The 24,057-nt window shown below is 33.7% G+C and carries 21 protein-coding genes; 15 read left to right on the forward strand and 6 right to left on the reverse strand.

The window, feature by feature from the left end:
- The first annotated feature begins 205 nt into the window (after nucleotides 1–205).
- The 3 genes from VB776_RS02545 to VB776_RS02555 all read left to right on the forward strand — a co-directional run bounded on the left by VB776_RS02545 (nucleotide 206) and on the right by VB776_RS02555 (nucleotide 4,679).
- Nucleotides 206–2,554 carry a ChbG/HpnK family deacetylase gene (locus VB776_RS02545; protein ID WP_323325714.1) on the forward strand — a complete coding sequence of 783 codons (2,349 nt, stop codon included), beginning with the start codon at nucleotides 206–208 and terminating at the stop codon, nucleotides 2,552–2,554.
- Between the two features lie 96 nt (nucleotides 2,555–2,650).
- Nucleotides 2,651–3,514 carry a DMT family transporter gene (locus tag VB776_RS02550; RefSeq protein WP_323325716.1) on the forward strand — a complete coding sequence of 288 codons (864 nt, stop codon included), beginning with the start codon at nucleotides 2,651–2,653 and terminating at the stop codon, nucleotides 3,512–3,514.
- Between the two features lie 58 nt (nucleotides 3,515–3,572).
- Complete coding sequence (locus VB776_RS02555) at nucleotides 3,573–4,679, forward strand: M15 family metallopeptidase (RefSeq protein ID WP_323325718.1); 1,107 nt, start codon at nucleotides 3,573–3,575, stop codon at nucleotides 4,677–4,679.
- 59 nt (nucleotides 4,680–4,738) lie between these two features.
- Here the strand turns inward: VB776_RS02555 and VB776_RS02560 are convergent, their stop codons facing one another.
- Entirely contained in the window at nucleotides 4,739–5,083 is a 345-nt protein-coding gene (locus VB776_RS02560) for a response regulator (protein WP_323325720.1), read from the reverse strand.
- 328 nt (nucleotides 5,084–5,411) lie between these two features.
- On the opposite strand from VB776_RS02560, the gene VB776_RS02565 reads away from it, so the two are divergent.
- The 3 genes from VB776_RS02565 to VB776_RS02575 all read left to right on the forward strand — a co-directional run bounded on the left by VB776_RS02565 (nucleotide 5,412) and on the right by VB776_RS02575 (nucleotide 6,776).
- Nucleotides 5,412–5,720: a YtxH domain-containing protein gene (locus VB776_RS02565; RefSeq protein ID WP_323325722.1), complete on the forward strand. Its 309-nt coding sequence runs from the start codon at nucleotides 5,412–5,414 to the stop codon at nucleotides 5,718–5,720.
- Nucleotides 5,721–5,908: 188 nt separating this feature from the next.
- Nucleotides 5,909–6,280, forward strand: coding sequence for a hypothetical protein (locus VB776_RS02570; protein ID WP_323325724.1), 372 nt, complete (start codon nucleotides 5,909–5,911; stop codon nucleotides 6,278–6,280).
- Nucleotides 6,261–6,776 carry a hypothetical protein gene (locus tag VB776_RS02575; protein WP_323325726.1) on the forward strand — a complete coding sequence of 172 codons (516 nt, stop codon included), beginning with the start codon at nucleotides 6,261–6,263 and terminating at the stop codon, nucleotides 6,774–6,776. Before VB776_RS02570 ends, VB776_RS02575 begins: the two co-directional genes overlap by 20 nt.
- Here VB776_RS02575 and VB776_RS02580 read toward each other — a convergent pair.
- Nucleotides 6,769–7,215 (reverse strand): response regulator, encoded by a 447-nt coding sequence (locus tag VB776_RS02580; RefSeq protein WP_323325728.1) that lies wholly within the window; start codon nucleotides 7,213–7,215, stop codon nucleotides 6,769–6,771. The two genes, VB776_RS02575 and VB776_RS02580, sit on opposite strands and share 8 nt — an antisense overlap.
- Nucleotides 7,216–7,226: 11 nt before the next feature.
- On the reverse strand, nucleotides 7,227–8,624 hold the full coding sequence (locus tag VB776_RS02585; protein ID WP_323325730.1) for a sensor histidine kinase: 1,398 nt from the start codon (nucleotides 8,622–8,624) through the stop codon (nucleotides 7,227–7,229).
- A gap of 343 nt (nucleotides 8,625–8,967) precedes the next feature.
- Between VB776_RS02585 and rpoN the strand changes: the two genes are divergently transcribed.
- The 5 genes from rpoN (at nucleotide 8,968) to VB776_RS02610 (ending at nucleotide 15,984) form a co-directional block, all read left to right on the forward strand.
- Entirely contained in the window at nucleotides 8,968–10,425 is a 1,458-nt protein-coding gene (gene rpoN / locus VB776_RS02590; RefSeq protein ID WP_323325732.1) for an RNA polymerase factor sigma-54, read from the forward strand.
- 92 nt (nucleotides 10,426–10,517) lie between these two features.
- Nucleotides 10,518–11,984 carry a sigma-54-dependent transcriptional regulator gene (locus VB776_RS02595; RefSeq protein WP_323325734.1) on the forward strand — a complete coding sequence of 489 codons (1,467 nt, stop codon included), beginning with the start codon at nucleotides 10,518–10,520 and terminating at the stop codon, nucleotides 11,982–11,984.
- Nucleotides 11,985–12,061: 77 nt separating this feature from the next.
- Complete coding sequence (locus VB776_RS02600; RefSeq protein ID WP_323325736.1) at nucleotides 12,062–14,080, forward strand: ATP-binding protein; 2,019 nt, start codon at nucleotides 12,062–12,064, stop codon at nucleotides 14,078–14,080.
- 11 nt (nucleotides 14,081–14,091) lie between these two features.
- A complete protein-coding gene (locus VB776_RS02605; RefSeq protein ID WP_323325738.1) occupies nucleotides 14,092–14,535 on the forward strand; it encodes a response regulator in 444 nt (147 codons plus the stop codon).
- A 12-nt stretch (nucleotides 14,536–14,547) separates the two neighbouring features.
- Entirely contained in the window at nucleotides 14,548–15,984 is a 1,437-nt protein-coding gene (locus VB776_RS02610) for a hybrid sensor histidine kinase/response regulator (RefSeq protein ID WP_323325740.1), read from the forward strand.
- Here the strand turns inward: VB776_RS02610 and VB776_RS02615 are convergent.
- Both VB776_RS02615 and VB776_RS02620 read right to left on the reverse strand, forming a co-directional pair.
- Nucleotides 15,968–16,813: a hypothetical protein gene (locus VB776_RS02615; protein ID WP_323325742.1), complete on the reverse strand. Its 846-nt coding sequence runs from the start codon at nucleotides 16,811–16,813 to the stop codon at nucleotides 15,968–15,970. The genes VB776_RS02610 and VB776_RS02615 overlap by 17 nt on opposite strands.
- A 13-nt stretch (nucleotides 16,814–16,826) precedes the next feature.
- Nucleotides 16,827–17,768 (reverse strand): YihY/virulence factor BrkB family protein, encoded by a 942-nt coding sequence (locus VB776_RS02620; protein WP_323325744.1) that lies wholly within the window; start codon nucleotides 17,766–17,768, stop codon nucleotides 16,827–16,829.
- A 219-nt stretch (nucleotides 17,769–17,987) separates the two neighbouring features.
- On the opposite strand from VB776_RS02620, the gene VB776_RS24520 reads away from it, so the two are divergent.
- The 4 genes from VB776_RS24520 (at nucleotide 17,988) to VB776_RS02635 (ending at nucleotide 21,601) form a co-directional block, all read left to right on the forward strand.
- Complete coding sequence (locus VB776_RS24520) at nucleotides 17,988–18,164, forward strand: DUF5670 family protein (RefSeq protein WP_407653779.1); 177 nt, start codon at nucleotides 17,988–17,990, stop codon at nucleotides 18,162–18,164.
- A gap of 258 nt (nucleotides 18,165–18,422) precedes the next feature.
- Nucleotides 18,423–19,595 carry an AI-2E family transporter gene (locus VB776_RS02625; protein ID WP_323325746.1) on the forward strand — a complete coding sequence of 391 codons (1,173 nt, stop codon included), beginning with the start codon at nucleotides 18,423–18,425 and terminating at the stop codon, nucleotides 19,593–19,595.
- 399 nt (nucleotides 19,596–19,994) lie between these two features.
- Nucleotides 19,995–20,423, forward strand: coding sequence for a hypothetical protein (locus VB776_RS02630; RefSeq protein ID WP_323325748.1), 429 nt, complete (start codon nucleotides 19,995–19,997; stop codon nucleotides 20,421–20,423).
- A gap of 566 nt (nucleotides 20,424–20,989) precedes the next feature.
- Nucleotides 20,990–21,601, forward strand: coding sequence for a hypothetical protein (locus VB776_RS02635; RefSeq protein ID WP_323325749.1), 612 nt, complete (start codon nucleotides 20,990–20,992; stop codon nucleotides 21,599–21,601).
- A gap of 57 nt (nucleotides 21,602–21,658) precedes the next feature.
- Here the strand turns inward: VB776_RS02635 and tamL are convergent, their stop codons facing one another.
- On the reverse strand, nucleotides 21,659–24,037 hold the full coding sequence (tamL, locus tag VB776_RS02640) for a translocation and assembly module lipoprotein TamL (protein WP_323325751.1): 2,379 nt from the start codon (nucleotides 24,035–24,037) through the stop codon (nucleotides 21,659–21,661).
- Nucleotides 24,038–24,057 lie beyond the last annotated feature (20 nt).

Raw genomic sequence — 24,057 nt, forward strand, 5'->3', positions numbered from 1 at the left:
CGGTTTGGAATATGACAGCAATAATTAAATAGTTCTCTAAATATAAGGCATTTTGTCATACTCCCCAATAGTATTCTTCTGTTATTAAGGTTTATGGATATTTACTGCATTTACCCAACTTACAGCACAGGATTATCGGATATAAGTATTAGCTTTAATTTGTTTAAAAACAATCAAATTTCATCTTTAATCATCTTCTTCGATAATGAGAAAAATCTTACTTTTCCTCTTCGTTAGTATTCAGTTGTTGGCTCAAAAGCCTGTTACGCTTCCAAGAAGTACGCCAGAAGCAGAAGGCGTTTCGTCGGAAGCTATTATCAATTTTCTGGAAGCCGCTTCAAAAAGTAAACATGAGTTTCATAGTTTTATGTTGCTTCGCCACGGGAAAGTGGTGGCAGAATCTTGGTGGAATCCTTATCGAAACGATTTGAAGCACACCATGTATTCGGTCAGTAAAAGCTTTACGGCTACGGCGATAGGTTTTGCAGTTTCGGAAAAGAAAATTACGGTGGAGGATAAAGTGATTTCATTTTTTCCAGACGATTTGCCCACACAAGTAAGTCCATTCTTGGCTGAATTGAAGATTAAAGATTTGTTGACGATGAGTGTGGGACATCAAACTGACCCAACTGGTGAAATTGGTGCGAAAAATGAAAATTGGATAAAGGCATTTTTGCGTACTCCGATTGTGAATAAACCGGGTTCAAAATTCTTGTACAATTCAGCCGCTACTTATATGCTTTCGGCGATTGTTCAGAAAGTAACTGGACAAAAAGTAATTGATTATTTACAACCAAGATTATTTGAACCTTTAGGAATTACAGGAATTGACTGGGAAGTTGACCCCAAAGGCATCAATACTGGTGGTTGGGGAATCCGTTTAAAAACCGAAGATATGGCAAAATTTGGGCAATTATTTCTGCAAAAAGGAATGTGGAAAGGCAAGCAAATTTTACCTGCTGCTTGGGTAGAAGAAGCAAGTACCATGAAAATCATGCAAGACCCCAATGCTACACAAGCTAAAAAAGACTCAAGTGATTGGCTTCAAGGTTATTGCTATCAGATGTGGCGAAGTAGAAATAATGCTTACAGAGGCGACGGAGCAAATGGTCAATTTATCATTGTATTGCCAGAAAAAGATGCAGTAATGATTGTAACAGCCGAAGCACCCGATATGCAAGGTGAATTTAATTTACTTTGGAAATATATTTTCCCTGCTTTGAGCGATAAAAAATTACCTGCTAATCCAACAATGCTTGCCAAATTGAAAGAAAAATCAGCTTCGTTGGCTTTAGCGATTCCGAATAAAAATGTTAGTTCAAGTACCGAAACAAAAGTATCAGGTAAAACTTTTGGGATGGTTACGGGCGATAGAAGTTTTGAAAATGTAAAATTTGATTTTAGTAATGGTATTTGTAAAGTAAGTTTTAAAACAGATTCAACTACACACCAAATCCCGTTTGGAGCAGGTAAATGGGATTTGTCTGAAACTACCAAGTTTGGTCCATATTTAGTGGCAGTGGCAAAAGCCAATAGGGTAGGGCTTCCAGCTTTTAAAGTAGCAGGAAGCTATACTTGGAAAGACGAAAACACGCTTGAACTAACGCTTCGTTATATTGAAAGTCCACATACAGAAACAATCGTTTGTACTTTTGATGGCGATAATGTTTCGATAGATTTTCAAAGTATTTTCAATATCAATCGCAAAAGAACTATTTCAAAAGGCATTGTATTTACGCCAAAAGCCAATGCACCGAAATTAATCGTCAGAGGTGATGACATGGGTTATGCACATTCGGGTAATGAAGCCTTGATAAAATCGTATAAAGAAGGCATTGAAACTTCAATAGAAGTAATTGTAGCTTCGCCATGGTTTCCAGAAGCGGTGAAATTATTAGCTGAAAACAAAAGAGTAGATGTTGGTTTGCATTTTGCCATTACGAGCGAGTGGGATAATGTAAAATGGCGACCACTCACCGAAGCCAAAAGTTTAAGAAATGCCGATGGATACTTCTATCCAATGCTTTTCCATAACAACAATTATCCAAAACAAGCTGTGTTGGACAATGATTGGAAAATTGAAGACATTGAAAAAGAGCTGAGAGCTCAAATTGAAATGGCATTGAAGTACATTCCAAGATTAAGTCACGTTTCTGGACACATGGGAAGTACCGCTTTTACTCAAGAAGTAAAAGATATGGCAAGAAGAGTAGCCAAAGAATACAAACTGACAATGGTGGACGTAGATTCGATGAAAGACATAAAAGTAGCTTATACGGGTTTTGATTTCAATAATAAAAATACGGAACAAAGAATAGAAGGTTTTATTGGAATGTTGGATAAACTAGAAGACGGAAAAGCGTATGTTTTTGTAGAACATCCCGGTTTGGATAATGACGAACTCCGTGCAATTTCACATATTGGTTATGAAGACGTAGCCCAAGGTCGCCAAGATGTAACGACGATTTTTACCAGTGAAAAAGTAAGAACTGCAATTCTGAAAAAAGGAATTCAATTAGTAAGTTATAAAGAAGTAATAGAAGGAAGTAAATAATTGTCGGGAAAAAATAGACCTTTTGCATCGATAAGGTAATGTTTTAAACTAAAAGTATCAATTTTGCCAAAATATTGAAAAAGCGAATAGTTTAAAATGAAAAATTTCTTAGCAGGATTATTCTTTGCGATGCTTTGGGCTTCCGCTTCGGCGGCCACCAAAATAGGGCTTTTATCGGCTCAACCCTTTGTAATTGGTACTTGTAGATTTTTCTTGGCGGGCATATTAATGATGATTTACAGTCATCTCGTCAAGAAAAATCCATTACCAAAAGCCAAAGAATGGAAACAAATTGCTATTTATGGTTTCTTGAATGTTACTGTTTATTTAGGTTGTTTTGTAGTAGCACTCAAATACGTTTCTGCTGGAATCGGTAGTTTGGCAGTGGCGACCAATCCATTAATCATCAGTATTTTGTCTGCTTTTTGGTTAGGTCGTTCGGTAAAACGTACTGAGATAGTTGGTTTAGCTTTGGGAATTATTGGGGTGGCAATTGCTACATACCCACTTTTTCAACAAAGTTATGCAAATGTTGAAGGGCTACTTATTCTTTCTGCAAGTATGATTGCCTATTCAATAGGAACGGTTTATTATTCAGCTCAAGAATGGCATTTACCTTTGTTTACCATCAATGCTTGGCAAGTATTGTTAGGTGGAATCTTCTTATTGCCCATTACTTATTACTTCACTGATTGGTCGCAGAATGTTTATGATGTTAATTTTAGCATGTCTGTACTTTGGTTGGCTATTCCAGTATCTATTGGGGCGGTACAATTGTGGTTATATCTCCTCAAAATAGACCCCGTCAAAGCCTCACTTTGGCTTTTCCTCAATCCCATTTTTGGGTTTATTTATGCGGCTGTTATTTTAAATGAACCCATCAGTAGTTTCACTTATATCGGTACATCTTTAGTGATTGCGGGTTTATATTTGGCACAACGAGAAAAACTAAATTCCTAAATACATTAGAATTCCCTGCTATTTTTTGTATTTTGGTATTTATAATCCTTCATACTTTATGATTTTATCTGCCTTAGTCTTTAGAAATTTCCTTAAAATATTCTTTACTTCTGTTTCTTTATTTGCCTGTAATTTGATAGACAAAACATCAAATTTATTTGAAGATACTTCTTGGAAAGATTTTACTTGCGATACTGCCCAGTACGTTAGTGAATTAAAGATTTATACTTTAGCACAGCCATATTACTTAGCTGATACTTTGCTGAAACAAGCCTTGAAACCCAGAAATATTTATGTAGCTCTTGCAGATGCTACAGGCAATATTCAAACAATGGCTTTGCAAGCTGACGGAGAGGAGGCTGCTCAATTGATTCAAACAACAGCTTTTCCTACTTTAAATACTTCTTGGCAAGAACAAGCTTACCTTTGGGCGTTGGTCAAACAACCCAATTATTTATATAATCGTTGGGAAAATTTATTGGCTGATGAGCGTAAGGTTTTTCTGGAAAAAAGAGATTCTATCGTGGCGATTATGAAAGAGAAGCATCGTTCTATCAAAGTAATTTCTGATTTACGTTCTACAAGTCGCCAATTACATTATTTAGGAAAAAAAAGGACAGCGACACCACTTTCAATGCATAATTTTGGCTTGGCGGCTGATGTCGCCATTTATACTCGTCGTAAAAGAATTTCTAATAATCTTAGCCTTTATCGTCCATTAGATAGTTTAACCGAAGCTTATGGATTGACTTGGGGCGGGAATTTTGTAGGTTTTATTGATTCTGGACATTTACAATTGTATAAAAATGGAGCAGAATTATTAAGAAAACACCCTGAATTAGTCTTTGAATTTGAGCCTTTCAGACCACAGTATAATGCTTGGATGAATAAAATGATAAGCTTAGGAAAAGAAAGTAAAGCAGAAGATACTAAAGAATTATTGCAGGAATTGAATAAAATCAAACAAGACCAGCCTTGCCAATGTTTGAATATACAAGGTAAAACGCCTTATGCTTTGATGGAAAAAATTCAGACACAATTGGCAAATTCAGATGATTATCAATACGAGAATGACTTATTGTTGATTGGTGATTTAACTTCGCAAACGGTGACTTTGGTAAGTGCAAAAAACAGAATCACTTTTCCTTTGGGTTTGTGGAAATAGAAGCAGTTGATAGATATAGATAGCTTTTTATGGCATGGATGACGGTTTCCGATGCCATTTTATAAAGCCATTGACTTTTCGATTTTGTTAAAATCAAGAGGTTTTTCAATAAAAGAATCAGCACCAACACTTGATGCCAGTTCAAACAAATTCCCCATCGCACTAATCATAATAATCTTAGAATTTGGTGAAAGAGATTTAATTTCTTTTACACGGTCAATTCCAAAACCATCAGGCAAGTTATTATCTAAAAATAACCAATTTGGTTTTACTTCTAAAGCCTTTCCAATTCCTTCTTGAAGCGTTAGTGCGTAGTATGAAGAAATTCCTTTTCTTTTAAGAAAATGTTTTAATAAAAGACAGGTGTCTTTCTCGTCATCGATAATTAAAGCTACATTTTTCATGACATTTGGCAGTCCAAATCGTTTCGTCTTGTCAGCCTTTTAAACAAAATTGTTATAGGGAACAGCATAAGATTTCTGATGAACTCTTTTAGTTACACTTTTTGAATAGACATTGTTAAAAAATCGTGCCAGAGATTAATTGATTAGGCAGAATTAAAAAGATAAATTCCACAATTTGAGGATACTGTACCTCAAAACTATCCAAAAAATCAAGCAAAAGGTTTAGGTATGAAAATTTTGAGATTTAGAGAAGAAATGATGCAATTGAATAGATTTGATAAACTATTCAGCTAAGGTATTAAAGATTCACGCTAAAACAATTTTTATCATGTCAAACAACGCAAAAATTATTATTGGAATTGCTGCCGCCGCAGCGGTAGGTGCAGCAATTGGATTAGTGTTTGCCCCAGAAAAAGGTGCTGATTTGAGAAAAAAAGTAAAGAAAAATGCCAACACTTGGGCGGATGAATTGCTTACGTTGATCAAAAAAGGCGAAAATCAAGCTAAAGGTTTAGTAGATGATGCTGAAAACCGAGCAAGAAATTGGAAGAATAAAGCGAAAGACGAATTTGACGAAATCGCAGAGACGACAACGGGTTCTGTAAAATCAATTCAAAGAGATGTAGCAGCGATATAGTTTTTTAAGCTGACCAAGTACAAGTAATTAAGAGTTGTGAATTATGAAATTAAAATACAGTGATATTCGGTAATTTAATTTATTCAACAAAGTAGCTTTTTTTCGCCGACTACTTACCAAAGGCTTGGTCAGCTTATCATAAACTTTTTATTTTCCTGAAAATTAGTCTCTAACTTAATTTTAAAACGATGGCAGCCTTTGAACAAACAAAAGATATTGCGGAAGACATCTTCGAACATGCTAGTGATTATGTGGAGGCTCGCTGGAAGTTAGGAGTATTGAATACTTCATCAAAAGCAGCCAATGGTATTGCAGACCTTGCAACGACTTTACTTTTTATTTTACTTTTTATGATAGTCTTATTATTTATGAGTTTGTCGGTGGCTTGGGTGCTGGGACAATACTTTAACAGTGTAGCATTGGGCTTTTTTGGTGTAGGTGTTTTTTATGTAATAGCAGGAATTTTACTTTGGTTTATCAAAGACGAATATATTAAACTGCCTTTGGTTAATTCTTTTTTAAAGAAATTTTACAGCGAAGATGAAGATAGAAAATATTGAGCAGCTAAAAGTCGAAAAGCTAAGGCTTGAAAATGATATTTTAATAGCCAAAGGAAAACTTACTGAAGATATTAAAATGCTTCAGGCTGAAATTCAACCCGTTCGACAGATGGTTGATGTTTCTAAAAATTTATTTGTGGAGAGTAACCGCAACAGTAGCCTCGTAAATATTGGGTTAGATTTAGGAGTGGATATGCTGTTAAGAAATACTCTTTTACGTAATTCATCTTGGTTGGTTCGACTTGCCGTTCCTTTTTTTGCCAAAAACTTACTGAGTAATTATGTTGACAAGAATAAAGATGAAATGGTGAATCAGTCGGTTGCTTGGTTCAATGAAAAGACTAAGCCCGAAAATACTTTGCAGGTTCAGCTACCCAAAGCAAAGCAAGGCTTGCTGGAAAAATCTTTACTTTGGGTAAAAAAAGTTACCAGCGAAAAGCCTACAGAAATGATTGAGCATTCGGGAAGTCAACCTAAACTATCAATTTCTACATAATTGTGGGTGGAAGTGTTACGATTTCCAACCAGAATTTTGTCATTGTTGATAGGATTTCAGTGAGTTCAGTAAACGAATTAGGTTTTACGATATAAGCGTTCGCACCCGAAGAGTAACATAAATTTACATCTTCTTCCGCTTTTGAAGTCGTCAAAATGATGACTGGGATTTTTTTGAAAAGTGGATTTGCTTTGATTTCTTTCAAGGTTTCTCTGCCATCTTTTTTAGGCATATTCAAATCCAAAATGATGATTGAAGGCTTAGGGAAATTATATTTATCGGCAAATTGTCCTTCATTTTTTAGATATTCTAGTACTTCAACGCCATTTTCAACAAAATGAATAGGAGTGTTCGAGGTACAATCCTCTAAGGCAGATTTTACCAAAAATTTATCATCATCATCATCGTCAGCAATTAAGATATTACATCTTTTGTTCATTTTATCAATTTTTAAGCAGTTATCGGGAAATAGACACTGAAAGTGGCTCCTTCGTAGGGATTGCTATCGGCAAAGATAAAACCATTGTGGTTTGTCATCACTCTTCTGCAAATCGCTAAGCCAACACCAGTACCTTGATAGGTATTACGGTTATGTAAACGTTGGAAAATTACGAATATTTTCTCGGAATATTCACCTTCAAAGCCAATTCCGTTGTCCTGTATAGAGATTTTATGGAAAAAACGCTCTTCATGAATACTAGAAAGCTGAGGTATCGTATTGCCTTGAACGGTAGAATATTCGATGATAGTATGTGGATTTACGCCTTCTTTCGTATATTTTAAAGAATTACTGATTAAATTCATAAAAAGTTGATTCATCTGAAAGTTATAGGCTTTCAATTCTGGGAGCTTTGCAATAGAAAATGTAGCTTTTTTCTGAGTAATGATTTCAGAAAAATCACTCAAGACATCATCAATAATTTGGTTGAGATTCACCGAACTTAAACTATGAGTTTTATGATTTACTAATCTTGAAAAGTTTAGTAAATCATCAATCAGTACTTGCATTCTGGCTGCTGAAGTAGAAACCTTATCTAAAGTTTCTTTTCCATCATCGTTCAAAACCATTTTTTGTTTTACTTGTAGTTTATCACAAAATGCTCTGATTTTTCGGAGTGGCTCTTGTAAATCGTGCGAAGCTACATAAGCAAATTGCTCTAGTTCAGTATTCGAACGGTTCAATTCTTCAATTTTATTTTCTAATGCTTTCTGGAATTTAAAACGGTTTTTAAGTTCAGTATAAACCAAGTAAAAGGAAATTAGCAAAAGCGTAAAAGAAGCAACAGCCAACATGATTTGATAAATTGGCAAAAGCGATTGTCCATGTATTTTTGAACGTACTCTGGTTTCAAGAATTGATTTTTCATTATTTTGAAAAGTGGAAATCCAAATTCTGAGGTTATCCATTGCTTTTCGACCTTGTTCAAATTTACTGATTTCTAAAGGTTTATTGTTTTTGATGGTTTGAATATTATAGTCAACGTACTTAATTTTCTCATAAACCATTTCTTTAATTTTCGCCAAACTTCTTAACTGTACAGGATTATCTGACACCAAAATCTTTAGTGTATCCAATCTTGAAAATACTTTTTCTTTCCCTTCATTGTAATGAATTAAATGGCTTTTTTTACCGGTAATGATATAACCTCTTTGCCCAGTTTCCACATCTTTCATAGATGAAATTAGTTCTTCGCTTACCCATAAAACCGATTGGGTGTGTTCAACAAGTTGGGTGTATTCAGTATTCTGAGCGATTTGTTCGAAAGAAACCCATGATAAACCGCCAAGCATAAAGGCAAAGCCTATAAATGAAGCTATGATGAACTGTAGGGTCTGAGATTTCTGCATAGTTGATAAATTGCTTGATGAAGCAGTATTTTGATTAAATAGTAATTGAAAATATTTAAAATTTTTTAAGCGAGAACGAGTAATAATGAGGAATCTTCTTTTTAACAAATAAGTTAATTTAAAAACACTTTCTACAAAGTGTGGATTTTTTTGCACAACTTGTACCAAAGTATTGCAATGTGCTATTTGTTAGTTTTTTGAAACAATAAAATATTTTATTGTTAAGTTTCTGTTTTTTAGGTACTTAAATTTTTTTATTTATTTTTTTCAAAAAAATAAATAAAAAACAAAATTACGGCTCATTAATTGAAAATAGGTAGTAGTCTCCTAAAACTATATCAACATGATGAATTTATCACAGAGCCAGCGTCAGACTTTCAAAATTACGCCTTTGCAAATACAAATGCTTAATTTTTTGCAATTATCAACGCTTGAGTTAGAAGAGCGGATCAAAACGGAATTAGAAGAAAATCCATTATTGGAGGAAGGTGCTACAATTGCTGACGATTCATCCGAAGATTTTGATGCTGATAGCGATTCAGATGAATTCCCAACACTTACCCAACCCGATAATGATTATGCCGATTGGGATGAGTACGCTCATGATGATATTCCAGACTATAAAACCAAAGTAAATAACCATAGTGAAGACGACGAACTCTACAGTTTGCCTATAGCACAAAATACAGATTGGCGAAGTGAACTGAAAAGTCAAGTACACTTTTTGCCACTGACCGAAAAACAAAGTATTCTAATCGACTATATCATTGATTCTTTGACTGATGAAGGTTTTTTAACTTATTCAGCAGAAAACATTGCCGATGATTTTTCTTTTGCTAATGGTGCTTATGTAGATGTTGATGAAGTAGAAAAGTTATTGAAGGTACTCAGATTGATGGAACCTGTTGGAATCGGTTCGGCTGATTTACAGGAATGTTTGATGAGACAGCTTCAGCATAAAAAAGAAAAAGGCTTAGAAGTATCTTTGGCAATTGATATTGTGGCTTTTAATATGGACGAACTTGCGGTGCGTAATTATGAAAAAATTATGCGTTTAAGAGAAGTAAGTTCGGATGAATTAAAAATGGCTCTTGCCCAAATCAGTGCTTTGAATGCCAAGCCAGTAATTGATGGAGAAACATCGTCGATTGCCATTAAGGATAATATCATTCCGGACTATATCATTACTTATGAAACCAATATGTATGGCGATACGCAAATAGATATTGCATTGAATAATAGTAGAATTCCATCTTTGAAAATTAATCAATATTTTGCCAGTTCAATTGCTTCTAGTAAAGATAAAGCTGCTAATCAATACGTTAACAGTAAAATTAATACGGCTAATTGGTTAATCGAAGCCATTCAGCAAAGAGAAATGACGATGTTGAAAACGATGCAAGCCATTGTTTCTTTTCAGAAAGAATTTTTCAAAAATGGCGATGTCAGTAGTTTAAAACCGATGATTTTAAAAGATGTGGCGAGCCAAATTAATATGGATATTTCAACGATTTCAAGAGTAACGAGTGGCAAGTATGCACAGACGCCTTTTGGGATTATCAATTTAAAAGATTTATTTTCAGAAGGAATTAGAATGGATTCTGGCGGCGAGGTTTCAAATCGTGAAATTCAGCAAGCTATCGCCAATTTAATTGCCAATGAAAACAAGAAAAGTCCATTCAATGATTTTCAATTGATGGAATTGTTGGCTCAACAAGGCTATCATATCGCTAGAAGAACGGTAGCTAAATACAGAGAAAATTTGAATATTTCTTCAGCACAACTCAGACGACAATTATAAAATGCTGAAGAGTAATAACATTACGAAGTTGATTCTTGGAAATACGGTTTGTGGTAATTTCATAATTGTCTCTTTCCTTTAATAATAAAACTATGCAACGGATTTTAGTAATCGACGATGATACAGATATATGTTTACTCCTTCGTCGTTTTTTGACCAAAAACAATTACGAAGTTGCTATCGCTCATGATGGCAGTACTGGCTTGGCTTTGCTTCAAGAATTCAGACCTGATTTAATTATGACTGATTTTAGATTGGGCGATACCGATGGCGGGACTATACTTCTGAAAATTAAAGAAAAATTTCCTTTTGTACCTGTATTGATTATTACGGGTTATTCAGACATAAAAATTGCAGTAAATGTCATGAAAATGGGTGCTTATGATTATATCACAAAGCCACTTTTTCCAGACGAAATTTTACTGACCATCAAAAAAGCCTTAGAAAGTGTAGAAACTGAAAAAGGAAGTATGCAAGATTTGGGTGAAGAACATGATGGTACAACGACTTCTCATCAAAAAAAGAAAAACTCGAAACCTGCCAATTATATTTTTGGAGATGGGGCAGAATCAAAATTCTTGATTCGTCAGATTGAACTTGTTGCACCAACCAATTATAGTGTACTGATTTATGGTGAAAGTGGCTCTGGAAAAGAAGCCATTGCTCAAGAAATTCATTTGCATAGCAAAAGAGCAAATCAGCCTTTTGTGGCGATGGACTGCGGTGCTATTTCTAAAGATTTAGCTGGTTCAGAATTGTTTGGACACGAAAAAGGTTCGTTCACAGGGGCATTAAACCAGAAAATCGGACACTTTGAAATGGCAAATGGTGGAACGATTTTTTTGGATGAAGTAGCTAACCTTCCTTACGAAGTACAAGTACTTTTATTGAGAGTTGTTCAGGAAAGAAAAATGAAGCGAATTGGAGGGACAAAAGAAATTCCGTTGGATGTTAGAATTTTGGTTGCCTCTAATGAAAAACTAATTGAAGCTTCTAAAAAAGGTAAATTCAGAGAAGATTTATATCACCGTTTTAATGAATTCAGCATTGATGTTCCGCCACTTCGTGAACGCAAAGCTGATATTATGACTTTCGCTCAATTTTTCTTGGACCAAACCAACGAAGAGCTTGGCAAAAAAGTAAAAGGTTTTTCGAGTGATGTTATTGATAATTTCATGAATTACGCATGGTATGGCAATCTGCGTGAAATGCGAAATGTCATAAAAAGAGCCACTTTATTAACCGACGGAGAATGGATTGAATCAAAAACATTGCCTTTTGAAATTTCTAATTACACAAAATTACTCTTTACTGAAACGTCAACTCCGCCAGTTACTGTTTCAGCACCAGTTGTTGAAGTTGTTCAAAATATTCCAGAAAGTATTTCTTCGAACGAAGTTATCTCTAAGCCTTCCTTGAAATCGGCAGCGATTGAAGCAGAATACGATATGATTTTGAAAGTACTAAAAGAAGTAAATTTCAATAAAAGTAAAGCCGCTAGAATTCTTGGAATAGACAGGAAAACACTTTACAATAAAATGAAAGTTTTTGAATTGTAAGTTGCTGCAAAGTTGGATTATTTCCTTGCTCAAGTTTTCTGAAATTACATAAGTAGTTTCTTTAATAATAGAAATTAATGGACGTGCCTAATCATTTTTTTGAAGTATTTAACACTGATAATCAGTCTGATTTTTTGAATGGTTTTCTGGAAGCCATACCAAGTTTCGTTTATCTGTTAGATTTAACAGATAAAAATGCTGTTTACCTCAATGCAAAAACGGAAGTTGTTGCCAACTATTCGCCAGAGGAATTATTCACGAATGACCTTTCTGTATTTCCAATCGAAAACTTCAGTTCGTCCGAACATCTGTTTCAATATTTACAAAAAAAATTTGAAGAAGTAGCCATTAATGCTAGCGAAAACTTTATCCTGAAAATAGTCAGTAAATCGGGCAAAAATATCACGATTAAGAATAAATGCACTTTAATTAAAAAAGATGCTTCGAATCAGCCAAGTATGTTATTGATTTTGGCGGATGATATTACGGTTGAAAATGAATTGCTTGAAAAAACTAAGCAAGTGCAAAATCAATCGAATGAAGCCGAACGTTTGTTTAATTATGGAAGCTGGGAATGGAAACTAAATAATGATTACGTTATCTGGTCGAATGGTTTATTTGAAATATTTGGCTATGACCAATCAGCTTATGAAGGTTCACAAATGCCTTATGGTACTTATCAAAAGCATGTTCCAGAAGATGATGTACAGCGAATAAGAGATTTGTCCTTGAGTGCGATAAAAGAGAAAAAAACTATTTATGAGTACGAGCATGAAATCATAGATTTAAAAGGAAATAGAAAACAAATAGCAGTAAGAGGAAGGTGTTTTTTGGACGATAAAGGTGAAGTAATACGAGTAATTGGTACTTCGCAAGACATTACCGAAATCAAACAAATTAAAGGAGAATTAGAAACCAAGGTTGAGGAACTATCGTTAGCTTACGAAGAACTCAAGAAAAATAAAGATTTGTTCAAAGAAGCAGAAGCTTTGATGAGTTATGGCAGTTTTGAATGGGATGTTAATAAAGATGAAATACAATGGTCGGATGGTTTGAAAAAATTGTATTCGGGAAGTGATATTTCTAGGCTACCAGCAAAAATCAATATTGAGTTTTACTATGCCAGAGTACATGATGATGATATTGCGAATGTTAAAAAAGTAATTCAAGAAGCAGCGGAACAAAAACAACCTTATGCCTTTGAACATAAAATTGTTGATTTAGACGGCGTTGAAAAATATGTTCAAACAAAAGGTTGGGTAAGTTCAGACGAAGCTGGGAAAGTACTGAAATTTATAGGAAATACAGTTGAAGTAACAGAACTGAAAGCTTATGAAAAGGAATTAGAACGAAAGTTAGAAGAACTCAATCACTCCAATCAAGAATTAGAACAATTTGCCTATGTGGCTTCGCACGATTTGAAAGAACCATTGCGAAAAATAACAGCTTTTGGTGATAGGCTCAATCAAAAGTACAAAAAACAGCTAGACGATGATGCTAGTTTTTATTTGACAAGAATGATTGATTCTGCCAATAGAATGGAAGTACTGATGGAAAACCTACTTTCATATTCTCGTTTATCAAGAAAATTAGTCGCTTTTGAACAAGTAAATTTGAACAAAACGCTTGAAAATGTTTTGAGCGATTTAGAACTTAAAGTAGGTGAAACAAATGCACAAATTCATGTAGGAATAATGCCAACACTGGAAGCTTCTGTTCCGAAAATGCAACAATTATTTCAAAATTTAATAAGTAATGCACTGAAATTTGTAAAGCCTAATCATTCACCAAACATTTGGGTTGATGCCAAAGAATCCACAAAAGGAGAGTTGAGTAAATTGGGCTTAGATTATAAAAACAAGCGTTATTATAAAATTACTGTTAAAGACAATGGCATTGGCTTTGAGCCAGAATATGCTGAACGAATATTTGTGATTTTTCAAAGATTACACGGAAGATCAGAATTTGAAGGAACGGGATTGGGTTTAGCAATTTGCAAAAAAATTGTTGAAAACCATCAGGGAATAATCTATGCTGAAAGTGAACTAGGAGCAGGTGCAACGTTCATTATGTATTTGCCAATACGCCAGGCATAAATAATAAAACTATGAATCAAAAAAAAAGTATCGTAATTCTCGTCGCTGATGATGATGCTGACGATAGAATGATGACTCAGGAAGCCTTAGAAGAGAACCATATTGTCAACCAAATTAAATTTGTGGAGGATGGAGTGGATTTGATAGATTACCTTCGACAAAACGGCAAATTCAATAACCCAACAGAATTCCCACGCCCAGATATTATCTTGTTGGATTTGAATATGCCTAAAGTAGATGGGAGAGAAGCACTTAAAATCATAAAATCGGACCCTGATTTGTGCAAAATTCCTATCATTGTGCTTACTACTTCAAAGTCGGATGTTGATATTGTAAAAAGTTATGATTTAGGTGTAAATTGTTTTATCTCAAAACCTGTAACTTTTACCCGTTTTTTAGAAGTAATTCGTACAATCGGACAATATTGGTTTGAAATTGTTCAGTTACCAGATTGATAAAAATAAATCATGAGAGATAGTACTATTAAATTATTATTGGTTGATGACGACGAGGATGATTTCTTGCTTACAAGCGATTATCTGAAAGATATTGAAAGTCAAAAGTTTGATATAGATTGGGCGTTTTCATTTGATAATGCCATAGAGAAAATCAAAAAAAAGCAATACGATTTATGCTTTTTTGATTTTTTATTGGGTTCTAAAACGGGTATTGATTTACTCAGAGTTGGCATTGAGCATGGTTTGAAATCGCCAGTGATTTTATTGACTGGTAAAGGCGATCAACGCATTGATGTTGAAGCTATGACACTTGGTGCTTTTGATTATTTAGTAAAAAGTGAATTAGATTCTGAAAAGTTAGAACGTTGTATTCGTTATTCTCTCGAACGTTCCAGTACACTTTCTACTCTTCGTGAAAGTGAGCGAAAATATAGAAATATTTTTGACCAAACCAAAGAAGCCATCTTTACTGCTCGTTTAGATGGTACATTCAATTACTTCACGCCCTCTACAGCCGAACTCTTTGGTTATACCGAAGAAGAACTCTATCAGCTAAAAAGCTATTCCGTTTTTGTTCGTGCTACCGACCGTCGTCAATTCATTAATCAATTGGAAGCTGAAGGAGAAATTAGTGATTTTGAAGTACTTTTGGAAACCAAATTTGGTGAAAAAAAACAATGTTCAATTCACTGTAATCGCCAATTAGATAGTGATGGAAATCCATATTATTTAGGTATTATTCATGATATTACTGCTAGAAAAAAAGAAGAGCGAGATTCTTTACTTTTTCAAAAAATGGCGGCTACTGGGCGTTTAGTTCGTACTTTGGCACACGAAGTCCGTAATCCTTTGACGAACATAAATCTGTCAATCGAGCAAATGGAAGTTGATTTTGAAGATGAAGACGCCAAATTTTTTATTGATATTATCAGAAGAAATAGCCAGAGGATTAATGATTTAATAACCGAATTGTTGAATACTTCAAGACCTTCAGAAGTAACTTTTAGTCGATATAATTTACAGGAAATCCTGGAAAGTACTATCGAACAAGCAATCGATAGAATTAATCTGAAAAACATTAAATTAATCAGTGATTATCCTTCTGATATTTGGATTGATGTTGACAAAGCCAAAATTCAAATTGCACTACTAAATATTATTATCAATGCTGTGGAGGCAATGAAAGAAGGAGATGGTATCCTGAAAATTAATGCTACTCAAAGAAATAAATCTATTATTGTTTCCATAGAAGACAATGGCGTAGGAATTAGTCAAGAGCATATTGAACGCCTTTTTGAACCTTATTTTACTTCAAAAAACAATGGAATTGGTTTAGGTTTAGCTGCAACGCTGAACATTATTCAATCTCATAAAGCTAGAGTAGAAGTTGAATCTGAATTAGGAAAAGGTACAAAATTTATTGTCACTTTTACTCTGGCATCGTAGTTTCTTCGGGTAGTTTTTTCTTGCGAGTAAACATTAAAATAGTTGAAGCCATAATTGTACTGGCAACAACGATGACGATTCCTAACATAGCACTAAAAGCAATATATTTATAAAATACTTCTGCTTGATAACGAGCTAAAAGAATACCCAATAATGCCCAAATGACGGCTAAACCTACATAACCATTTCTTAATTCAATCACGAGTAAGAAAGTAATAAAACTACCCGCCAAAATCATGATACTTGCCCAAGATTGTCCAAGTATATAACCGTCTGTCCAACCAAAATATACTAAAAGAGCTGTTACGTTGGCAATTGTCGCAATACAAATCCAACCCAAGTACATTCCGAAAGCAGCTTTCAAAATAATCTTTGTATAGCCACTAAGGTACACCTGAGTGGTTTTTATATGAAGATTTACTTTAACTAATGATATTAAAATTCCAGTCATGATAAGCATTGACGCAATCATGAACTCATAATGCCAGGCTAAAATCCAAAGGGAATTCAAAACAGCATTAACGATAAACCAATAACCAACTCCATTCACAACAAGTCCTAAAATAGCATCAGGTTTCTTTTGAAAAAGAGATTTAGACTGCTCAATACAGAAAAGTAATAAAAGAAAGTAAATAATTCCCCAGATAGAAAAAGTAATACCAGCAGGAACGAACAAATTAGGATATTGATTCGATAATTGTCCCGTTGTTTTACCATTCAGCGGTAAGCCATTCGCCAAACCATTCATAATTACCATTACAATAAAGAATACAAAATTCAGTACTTGTAATGCTTTTATTTTAATAGGATTAATTGTGTTAGTTTCCATAAAATTGTATTTTTTATTGAACGGTGGACTGTTTTTTCTTTACTTCAAGTTCTTGTTTTAAGATAAAAACAGCATTGCTATTGGGTTGGATAGGTGTACCGTATCTCAGTGTATATACTTTGGTAAACTCTGCACCGAAGTATAAAATGATAGAGGAATAATACACCCATAAGAGTATTAAAACAATCGAACCAGCTGCACCAAAAGCAGTACTAACAGCTGATTGTCCAAGATATACACCTATCAAAAACTTCCCAATCATGAATAATAAGGAGGTAATACCAGCACCAACGAGAGTATCTTTCCATGAAATTTTACCATCTGGAAGTACTTTGATAATGACACCAAACAATAGGGTAATAATTGCCCAGATAACCAATGTATTTACCAACATAAACACAAATATTGTAAAGCTACTTTCAAAATACATTTGCAATTGCTTATCGAATAAACTCAATAGGGCATTAATTGTTAAAGAAATTAATAAAAGAAAACCCAATGCCAAAATAAGTGAAAAAGATAGAAAACGATTGATTAAGTACTTTACCCAACTATTTTTTGGTTTAGCTTTTAATGACCAGATAAAATTGATGGAATCTTGAATTTCGGCAAAAACCCCTGTTGCACCAATCAGTAATGTTACGAAACCAATTATGGCTGCCACGCCAGATTTGTGGGACTGCTCTGCATTTTTAATTAATGATTGCACCTGTTTAGCTGCGTCATTGCCAATCAGATTGTTTATTTGACCAAAAAGCTCGCCTTCTATGGCTTCTTTCCCTAAAAAAATACTTGCTACCGAAATCATAATCAATAACATTGGGGCAAGCGAAAATATCGTATAATATGATAAAGAAGCACTTAGCTTTGTTGCATTGTCATTTGAAAACTCTCGAAAAACTTCTCCTGTAAAACTCAGAAACTCTTCGATTCTCTCTTTGAAGGAGTATTTCATTATTTGTATTATTTTGATGTTATTGTTTGTGTAATATTATAATACCAGCCTTTTTTTAGCTAAACTGTAGAAAATTATCTACAATTTTTGCTATTAGGCTTTTAAATGTTAGATTTTTATTTCTGGTATGGAAATTTAGGCAAAATTATTGTTAGTAAAATGTTACTTATTGTGTTTTTTATCGTTTCAAGTAATTGAAAATCAACAAGTAATTTTTATATGTATAATTTTTGTAAAGTGTTAGTAGTGAAAAATGTTTTTTATAAGATTGCCCTTTTATTAGTATTGAGCTGGGCTGTTAGCGTTTTTATATTAGGGTTTAAAGGATTGATTCATCTTTTTTTAGTATTTACCTTAATTGCGATTTTAATTTCAATTATTAAACATGAAATGTAATTATTCTAATTTTTGATAATGTTCTGAACTATTAATTTTTGGTAAGTACTTTCGTTTTCAGTCAATGCAAGTATTATTAAGGATTAGGTTCTCAGATTTTCTTTTTTTCTTTGTTTGGTAATCATGCCAGATGATAAGTAGGCTAAAGGGATGTAAATTAATACAGCCCTTTTTTATTGGGAATGATAAATGTTTTAAATTACAGTTATAATTCTTGCCAAAAAATAATTTCTATCACAAAAAATAAACTCTATTCCAATGGCTCAACGATTTCCCTTTATTATAAAATTTGCTTTCTCACTCATTTCAGTCACTATTCTAGTGTATTGGATGATGGTTTTGCAAGATATTTTAGTGCCTTTTTTTGTAGCGGTTATTCTTTCTATGGCTTTATTTCCCTTATCTAATTTGTTGGAAAAAATTGGTTTGGGGCGTACTTTATCAATTACTATTTCATTATTATTTTTCTTAATGATAACCGTTGGAGTAATTTGGCTGGCATCTACACAAATAGCGAGTTTTAGTGAAATGTTTCCACAATTAGAAAAACGATTTGAACATTTATTCTTACAAGGTCAACGTTGGACGGAAGAGCATTTTCATGTTGGACGAAAAACACAGAATGCAAAATTACGCCAATATGGAACAGGCATTTTAAGCAGCGGTGGTTCTGTTTTTACTTCTGCACTTTCAATGACGGGCAACATGATTGGGAATCTTTCATTGATACCGATTTATATGTTTTTCCTATTGTATTACCGAGATTTTTTCAAATTGTTTTTTTATAGAGCTTTTAAAAATACAAGTAAATATGCCATTGATACTGTACTGACTAAAATCTATGAAGTAGTGCATAGTTATTTGAAAGGGCTTATTACTGTGACTATCATTGTAGGAAGTTTAAATACTTTGGGTTTACTGGCACTTGGGATAGATTATGCCATTTTCTTTGGATTTTTAGCGGCGGCTTTATTGATTATTCCTTTTGTGGGTATTTTGATAGGCTCAATTTTGCCAATTATTATGGCTTTAATTACTAAAGATTCGCCGATGTATGCAGTAGGAGTAGCGGGCGTTTTTATCTTTGTTCAGTTTTTGGAGGGAAATTTTATTACGCCTCAAGTGGTAGGCTCAAAAATAAGTATTAATGGTTTGGTTGCTATCATAGCTTTGTTACTTGGCTCGGCATTGTGGGGAATTGCTGGAATGGCACTTTCTTTACCAACAGTCGCTATTTTAAAAGTAATTTTCGATTCTGTACCAGATTTAAAACCATTTGGCTTTTTATTAGGCGAACCAGACCATAATCGAATTATGAAGGAAAAGAAAAAGAAAATGCTAGAATTTGTGCCAGAATTGGTTGAAACCATTACAGAAACTACTGAAGATGTAAAATCATTAGTAAAAGGAAGAAAAAAGAAATCAGAGTAAAGGCTATTTATTAGCATATTTAAAAGGCTTTATATGGCGAGTATCAAAATGATACTCGCTATTTTTTTACCCAATACGATAGAATAGGCGATAAATTTCCCCCGAATTGTGGTGCTTTAACCTCATAAATTTGATTCAACTTTATGGCATGTATTTTTTATGATATTAGTCAAATGCGGGAATTCGTCAAGAGTGGTATTGTCATTTGTATTGTTGATTTAATGTATAAAAAGCCATTTTTCTACAGAAAAGCAAGCGAATGTGTAAATTATTCTACAAAATTCCCCATAATTCATAAAAATGAGGTATTGCTTGCCCGTTTTTTTTGAAGGCTTAATTTTTTTTAAATTGGTATATTTTTTTTGTTTCAAATTAAATCATAAAAGAATGAAGAATTTAGTGATTGCTTTTATTGTCGTTTCGACCTTTTTCTCTTGTTCTAGAAATGAGAAAAAAGATATAGCTGAAAAAACACAAGATGCTCAGGATCTTGTTGAATCTAAAGCCGACAGTGTGGTGGGTGATTTAAAAGACGAAGCCGAACAGGCTAGTCAGAATATTTTGTTGGAAAAGGAAGCTTTAGTTAGCAAAATTGACGACAAAAAAGAAGAAATCAACAAAAAGCTGAAAGAGGCTGATGAAGATATTAAAAATGCTACAATTCAAGAAAAAGCTAGATTAGCTTCCAAAAAGAAAGAATTACAAAATTCTTTGGATGAATTAGATAAAGCATTAAGTGATTTGAAAAGTGAGAAAAAACGTGATTGGAAGGACTTTAAAAAAGATTTGAATAATCAAATTGATAAAATTCAAGAGAATATTCAATAATTTATTTAATTCTTTTCACGAAAAATATTAATCTTTTTCATAGTGGTTAGATTGTGATAAATGGGGAGTGGTACTCTACTCCCATATTTTTTAAACTAATCAGTATGAATAAGTTAAAAGTGGTTATAGCATAGTTAAACAGGGAAGTTGAATGGATTTCCCTGTTTCTTTAAAACTTAGTTTTAACTACTTCAAAGATTATTAATTTAGTAATGGTTAGGTATTCGATAAAGGATAGGGAGAATCCTCCCTTTGCCTTTTTACCCAAAATATTACTGAATTTGCCAAAATATATAAGGTTGTAGCGTTGAATAGGCATTTTTTAAAGACAATCTTTATAGATAACAATACTAATTAAGCAGTTAGGGTTTTTGGTTAAAGGAACAGCTTCTATAAGCTATTCCTTTTTTGTTTTATAGCGAAAAATTTTAATCTAGCTTTCTCAAACATTCATTTTAAATACTTAAATTACCCCAAAATAGGGATAAAATTACCCTAAAATACATAGTTTAGTCGTGGAATAATTTATGTAATATTTTATATACAATTTCTAAAAATTAAGATTTATGAAAAATTTATTAGCTTTCAAAGCACACTTATTGATACTATCATTAGTGTTAATTGCTTTATCAACAAATGCACAACAATCAGATACTATTAAACGAACGGTTGTGGTTGAAATAGATACCGTCGTAAAAGGAGCGAAGCCAAATGTTAATAAAGTGGCAACAGAGAAAACTGTAGAAGTAGTTACCACAGAGAATGTGAAGGTTCAACCTGTATTTTATAGAGGTTTATTAGTAGTTGAAGGAGGTATTATGTACAAAGATAATGTACTCCCAGTTTTGTTTGCTGGTGAATTTGGTTTAGCCAGAAACATTGGTTTAGAAGCTAGAACTTGGTACGGTAAAAATGGCATATATGAAGACGGCTTCTTGGGAGTAGGTTTGAACTATCACTTCTCTGGAGAAGATAATCAAAAGCCAAGTAAGTTTGACCCTTACGTCGGTGGAATTTACGGTAAAGTTTTAGACGGTTCTGGAACAGCATTTTATGCGCAAGCTGGCGGAAGACTTTTCTTATTTAAGAATTTAGGTGCTTTTGCCAATTTAAATGTAGGACTTGTAGGTAAAAGAGGAACAAATCTATCGTTCGGACTTTCTTATAAAATACATTAAGAATAATTATTTTTTAAACAAAAAGCCTCTTCAAGATTATTTGAAGAGGCTTTTTGTTTAAAAAGGATAACCAATAGCAATATTTAAAACCAGATTTTCTTTTCGCCATTCAGGATTTCCCAAACTGAAATCTTTTAAAACCCATCGTTCATTTTCTGGTAGATATGGTTTTCTGACGGGCGTTGCTAAATCGAAACGAAGTACTAAATAACTAAAGTCAAATCTTAAGCCAATTCCAGTTCCAATAGCTACTTGCTTATAAAAGTCTTTCGTAAAAACGGCATCTTCACCATAAATATCAGCGTCTTTTTGCATCCAAACGTTTCCAGCATCTATAAAAATAGCTCCGTGAATGTATTGATTAAACTTTGCTCTTAATTCGCTATTAAATTCCAGTTTAATGTCACCAGATTGTCCGCCAATGGTTTGTTCTAATAAAGAGCCTGTTCTTAAATAACTTCCTGGCCCGATAGTTCTTGCTGGGAAAGCACGAATACTGTTATTCCCGCCTGCTACATATTGTTTAACTGTTGGTAAAAAGTAAGAGTTTCCGTAAGGTAAACCATAACCGACTAAGAAACGATTTGCTAAACGAAGGTTTTGTGTTAAGCGATAACCATATCTAAAATCTGCATCAAATCTAGCATATTGTGGATAAGTAACTCCAAAAACAGTAGATACAGAAGCATCATCGTTTGATCCTAATTTTGCCAATAAACTCGCTAAATTCCCTGCTACTTCTACACCACCAGTAAATGAAAAACTGTGTCGGCTATTGGCTCTATTTTGTGGCATGTACGAGAAAGTATATGCTGTACTCATGATAATTTTATTATCCAAAATCTCTTCATACAAAATTGGATTTCGAAAATACTCCAGTGCAAAATCTTCACTAAAATTTGAGGCTTTTACTAAATTGACTAAAAGTGGCGTTACAGAATGCTCTATGGAAGCATTTTGTTTCCAAGCATAAGTCAAAGATGTTCTTAGCGAAGTAAGGTCGTACAAACCTCCTCTTTTGAGTTGCTCGTAGCCAATATTGATATTTGTTTTAGGTAAAGCTTGGTTTTTGGCTGGATTAATCGTTACAAATGGAATGGTAAATCTTGGCAAGGAAAGATTACTTTCTATGGAAAAACGGGTCGTATTCAAGGCTCCAAGTGTGCTACTTGCTCCTCCAACTTGGAATTCTAAACCAGCATTTGCCGTAATTTTCAATAATTCTGCTCCCTTAAAAGCATTTTTGTTGAGCCACGAAACGCTGATGTTCGAACCTGTGTAATTGTTTGATTTTGTTGTGGCATTTAAGTCTGCTACGACAGATTTTGCTTTTAGTGGCGTTAAGAAGTAAAATACATCTAGTAAGGCAGAATCTGAACGAGGCACTAATTCAAAAGTATTTTTAACAAATTTGAAATTTCCATTTAAGTTGATTAATCTCGACAGGGATACGTCTTGAACAGCACTTCCATATTTTCCTCCACGACGAAAACCAATCGCATCTGCAAAAATTTTAGGGCGGAATGAACCCGTTCTATCGAATATTTTGATGCCTTTATAATTACTTTCTAAATCTTTAATGCTATCATTTACTGCACTTTCACCATAATCGGCCAAAACATGTACATCTCTAATAAAGTACATTTTTTTCGCAACCTGCGAGGTCGAAGGTTTAACTTCAAAAGTAAGATTTACTTTATGATTTGCCAATGAAGAATCAGCCTTGATGATGATGAAATCTGGTCTGAAATAATAGAAACCTCTTCTTTTTAGCAAATTATCAATTCTTTCTCTTTCGGCACTAATGAGGTCGAATTGATATGGCGTTCCTTTTTTGATTAAAGATCTTGCTTGTGATGCAACAAAAGCTTTTCCGAAAACAGACGTATCTTTTGTGGAAAATTTTATGGTATCAATAATGTATCTTTCATGTAAATAGATGGTGTAATCTGCCGTCGATTTGCGTTTTTTTTCAGTAAGTATTCCAGTCGCTGAAGAACGAAAATAGCCTTGATTATTCAACAATAAACCAATTTGTTTAGCATTAGCACCAATCACACTTTTACTTGCCAATACTGGAGGTTCGCCAAACCTTTTTCTGAAAAAGCTTTTAAAACCTGATTCACTTTTGGGTTCACCAAACAAGTAATAAAACCAAACTTTGTAAGGAAAACCTAAAATGGCAGAATTTGGCTTAGGCTTTACAAAAGCTTCAAGCTGTGTTTTTACGGTAGCAATATCTTTTTTATTAACAGCCGAATCGGCTTGCATTTTAATACTTGCACCAACGTAAAGGCTTTCGCCAGCGGGTAATTTTTTAGTAACTGAACAGCCTGAAATGAACAATGCTGTGCATAGCAATAGGAGTGAAAGTATCTTTTGTAAAGAAAACCTTTTCCCGAATGTTGAAGAATATGTAAAAGTTTGATTATTCATGTTGATTTCTTGCTGGAGAA

The organism is Arcicella gelida, assembly GCF_034931025.1.
Classification (GTDB): Bacteria; Bacteroidota; Bacteroidia; order Cytophagales; family Spirosomataceae; genus Arcicella; species Arcicella gelida.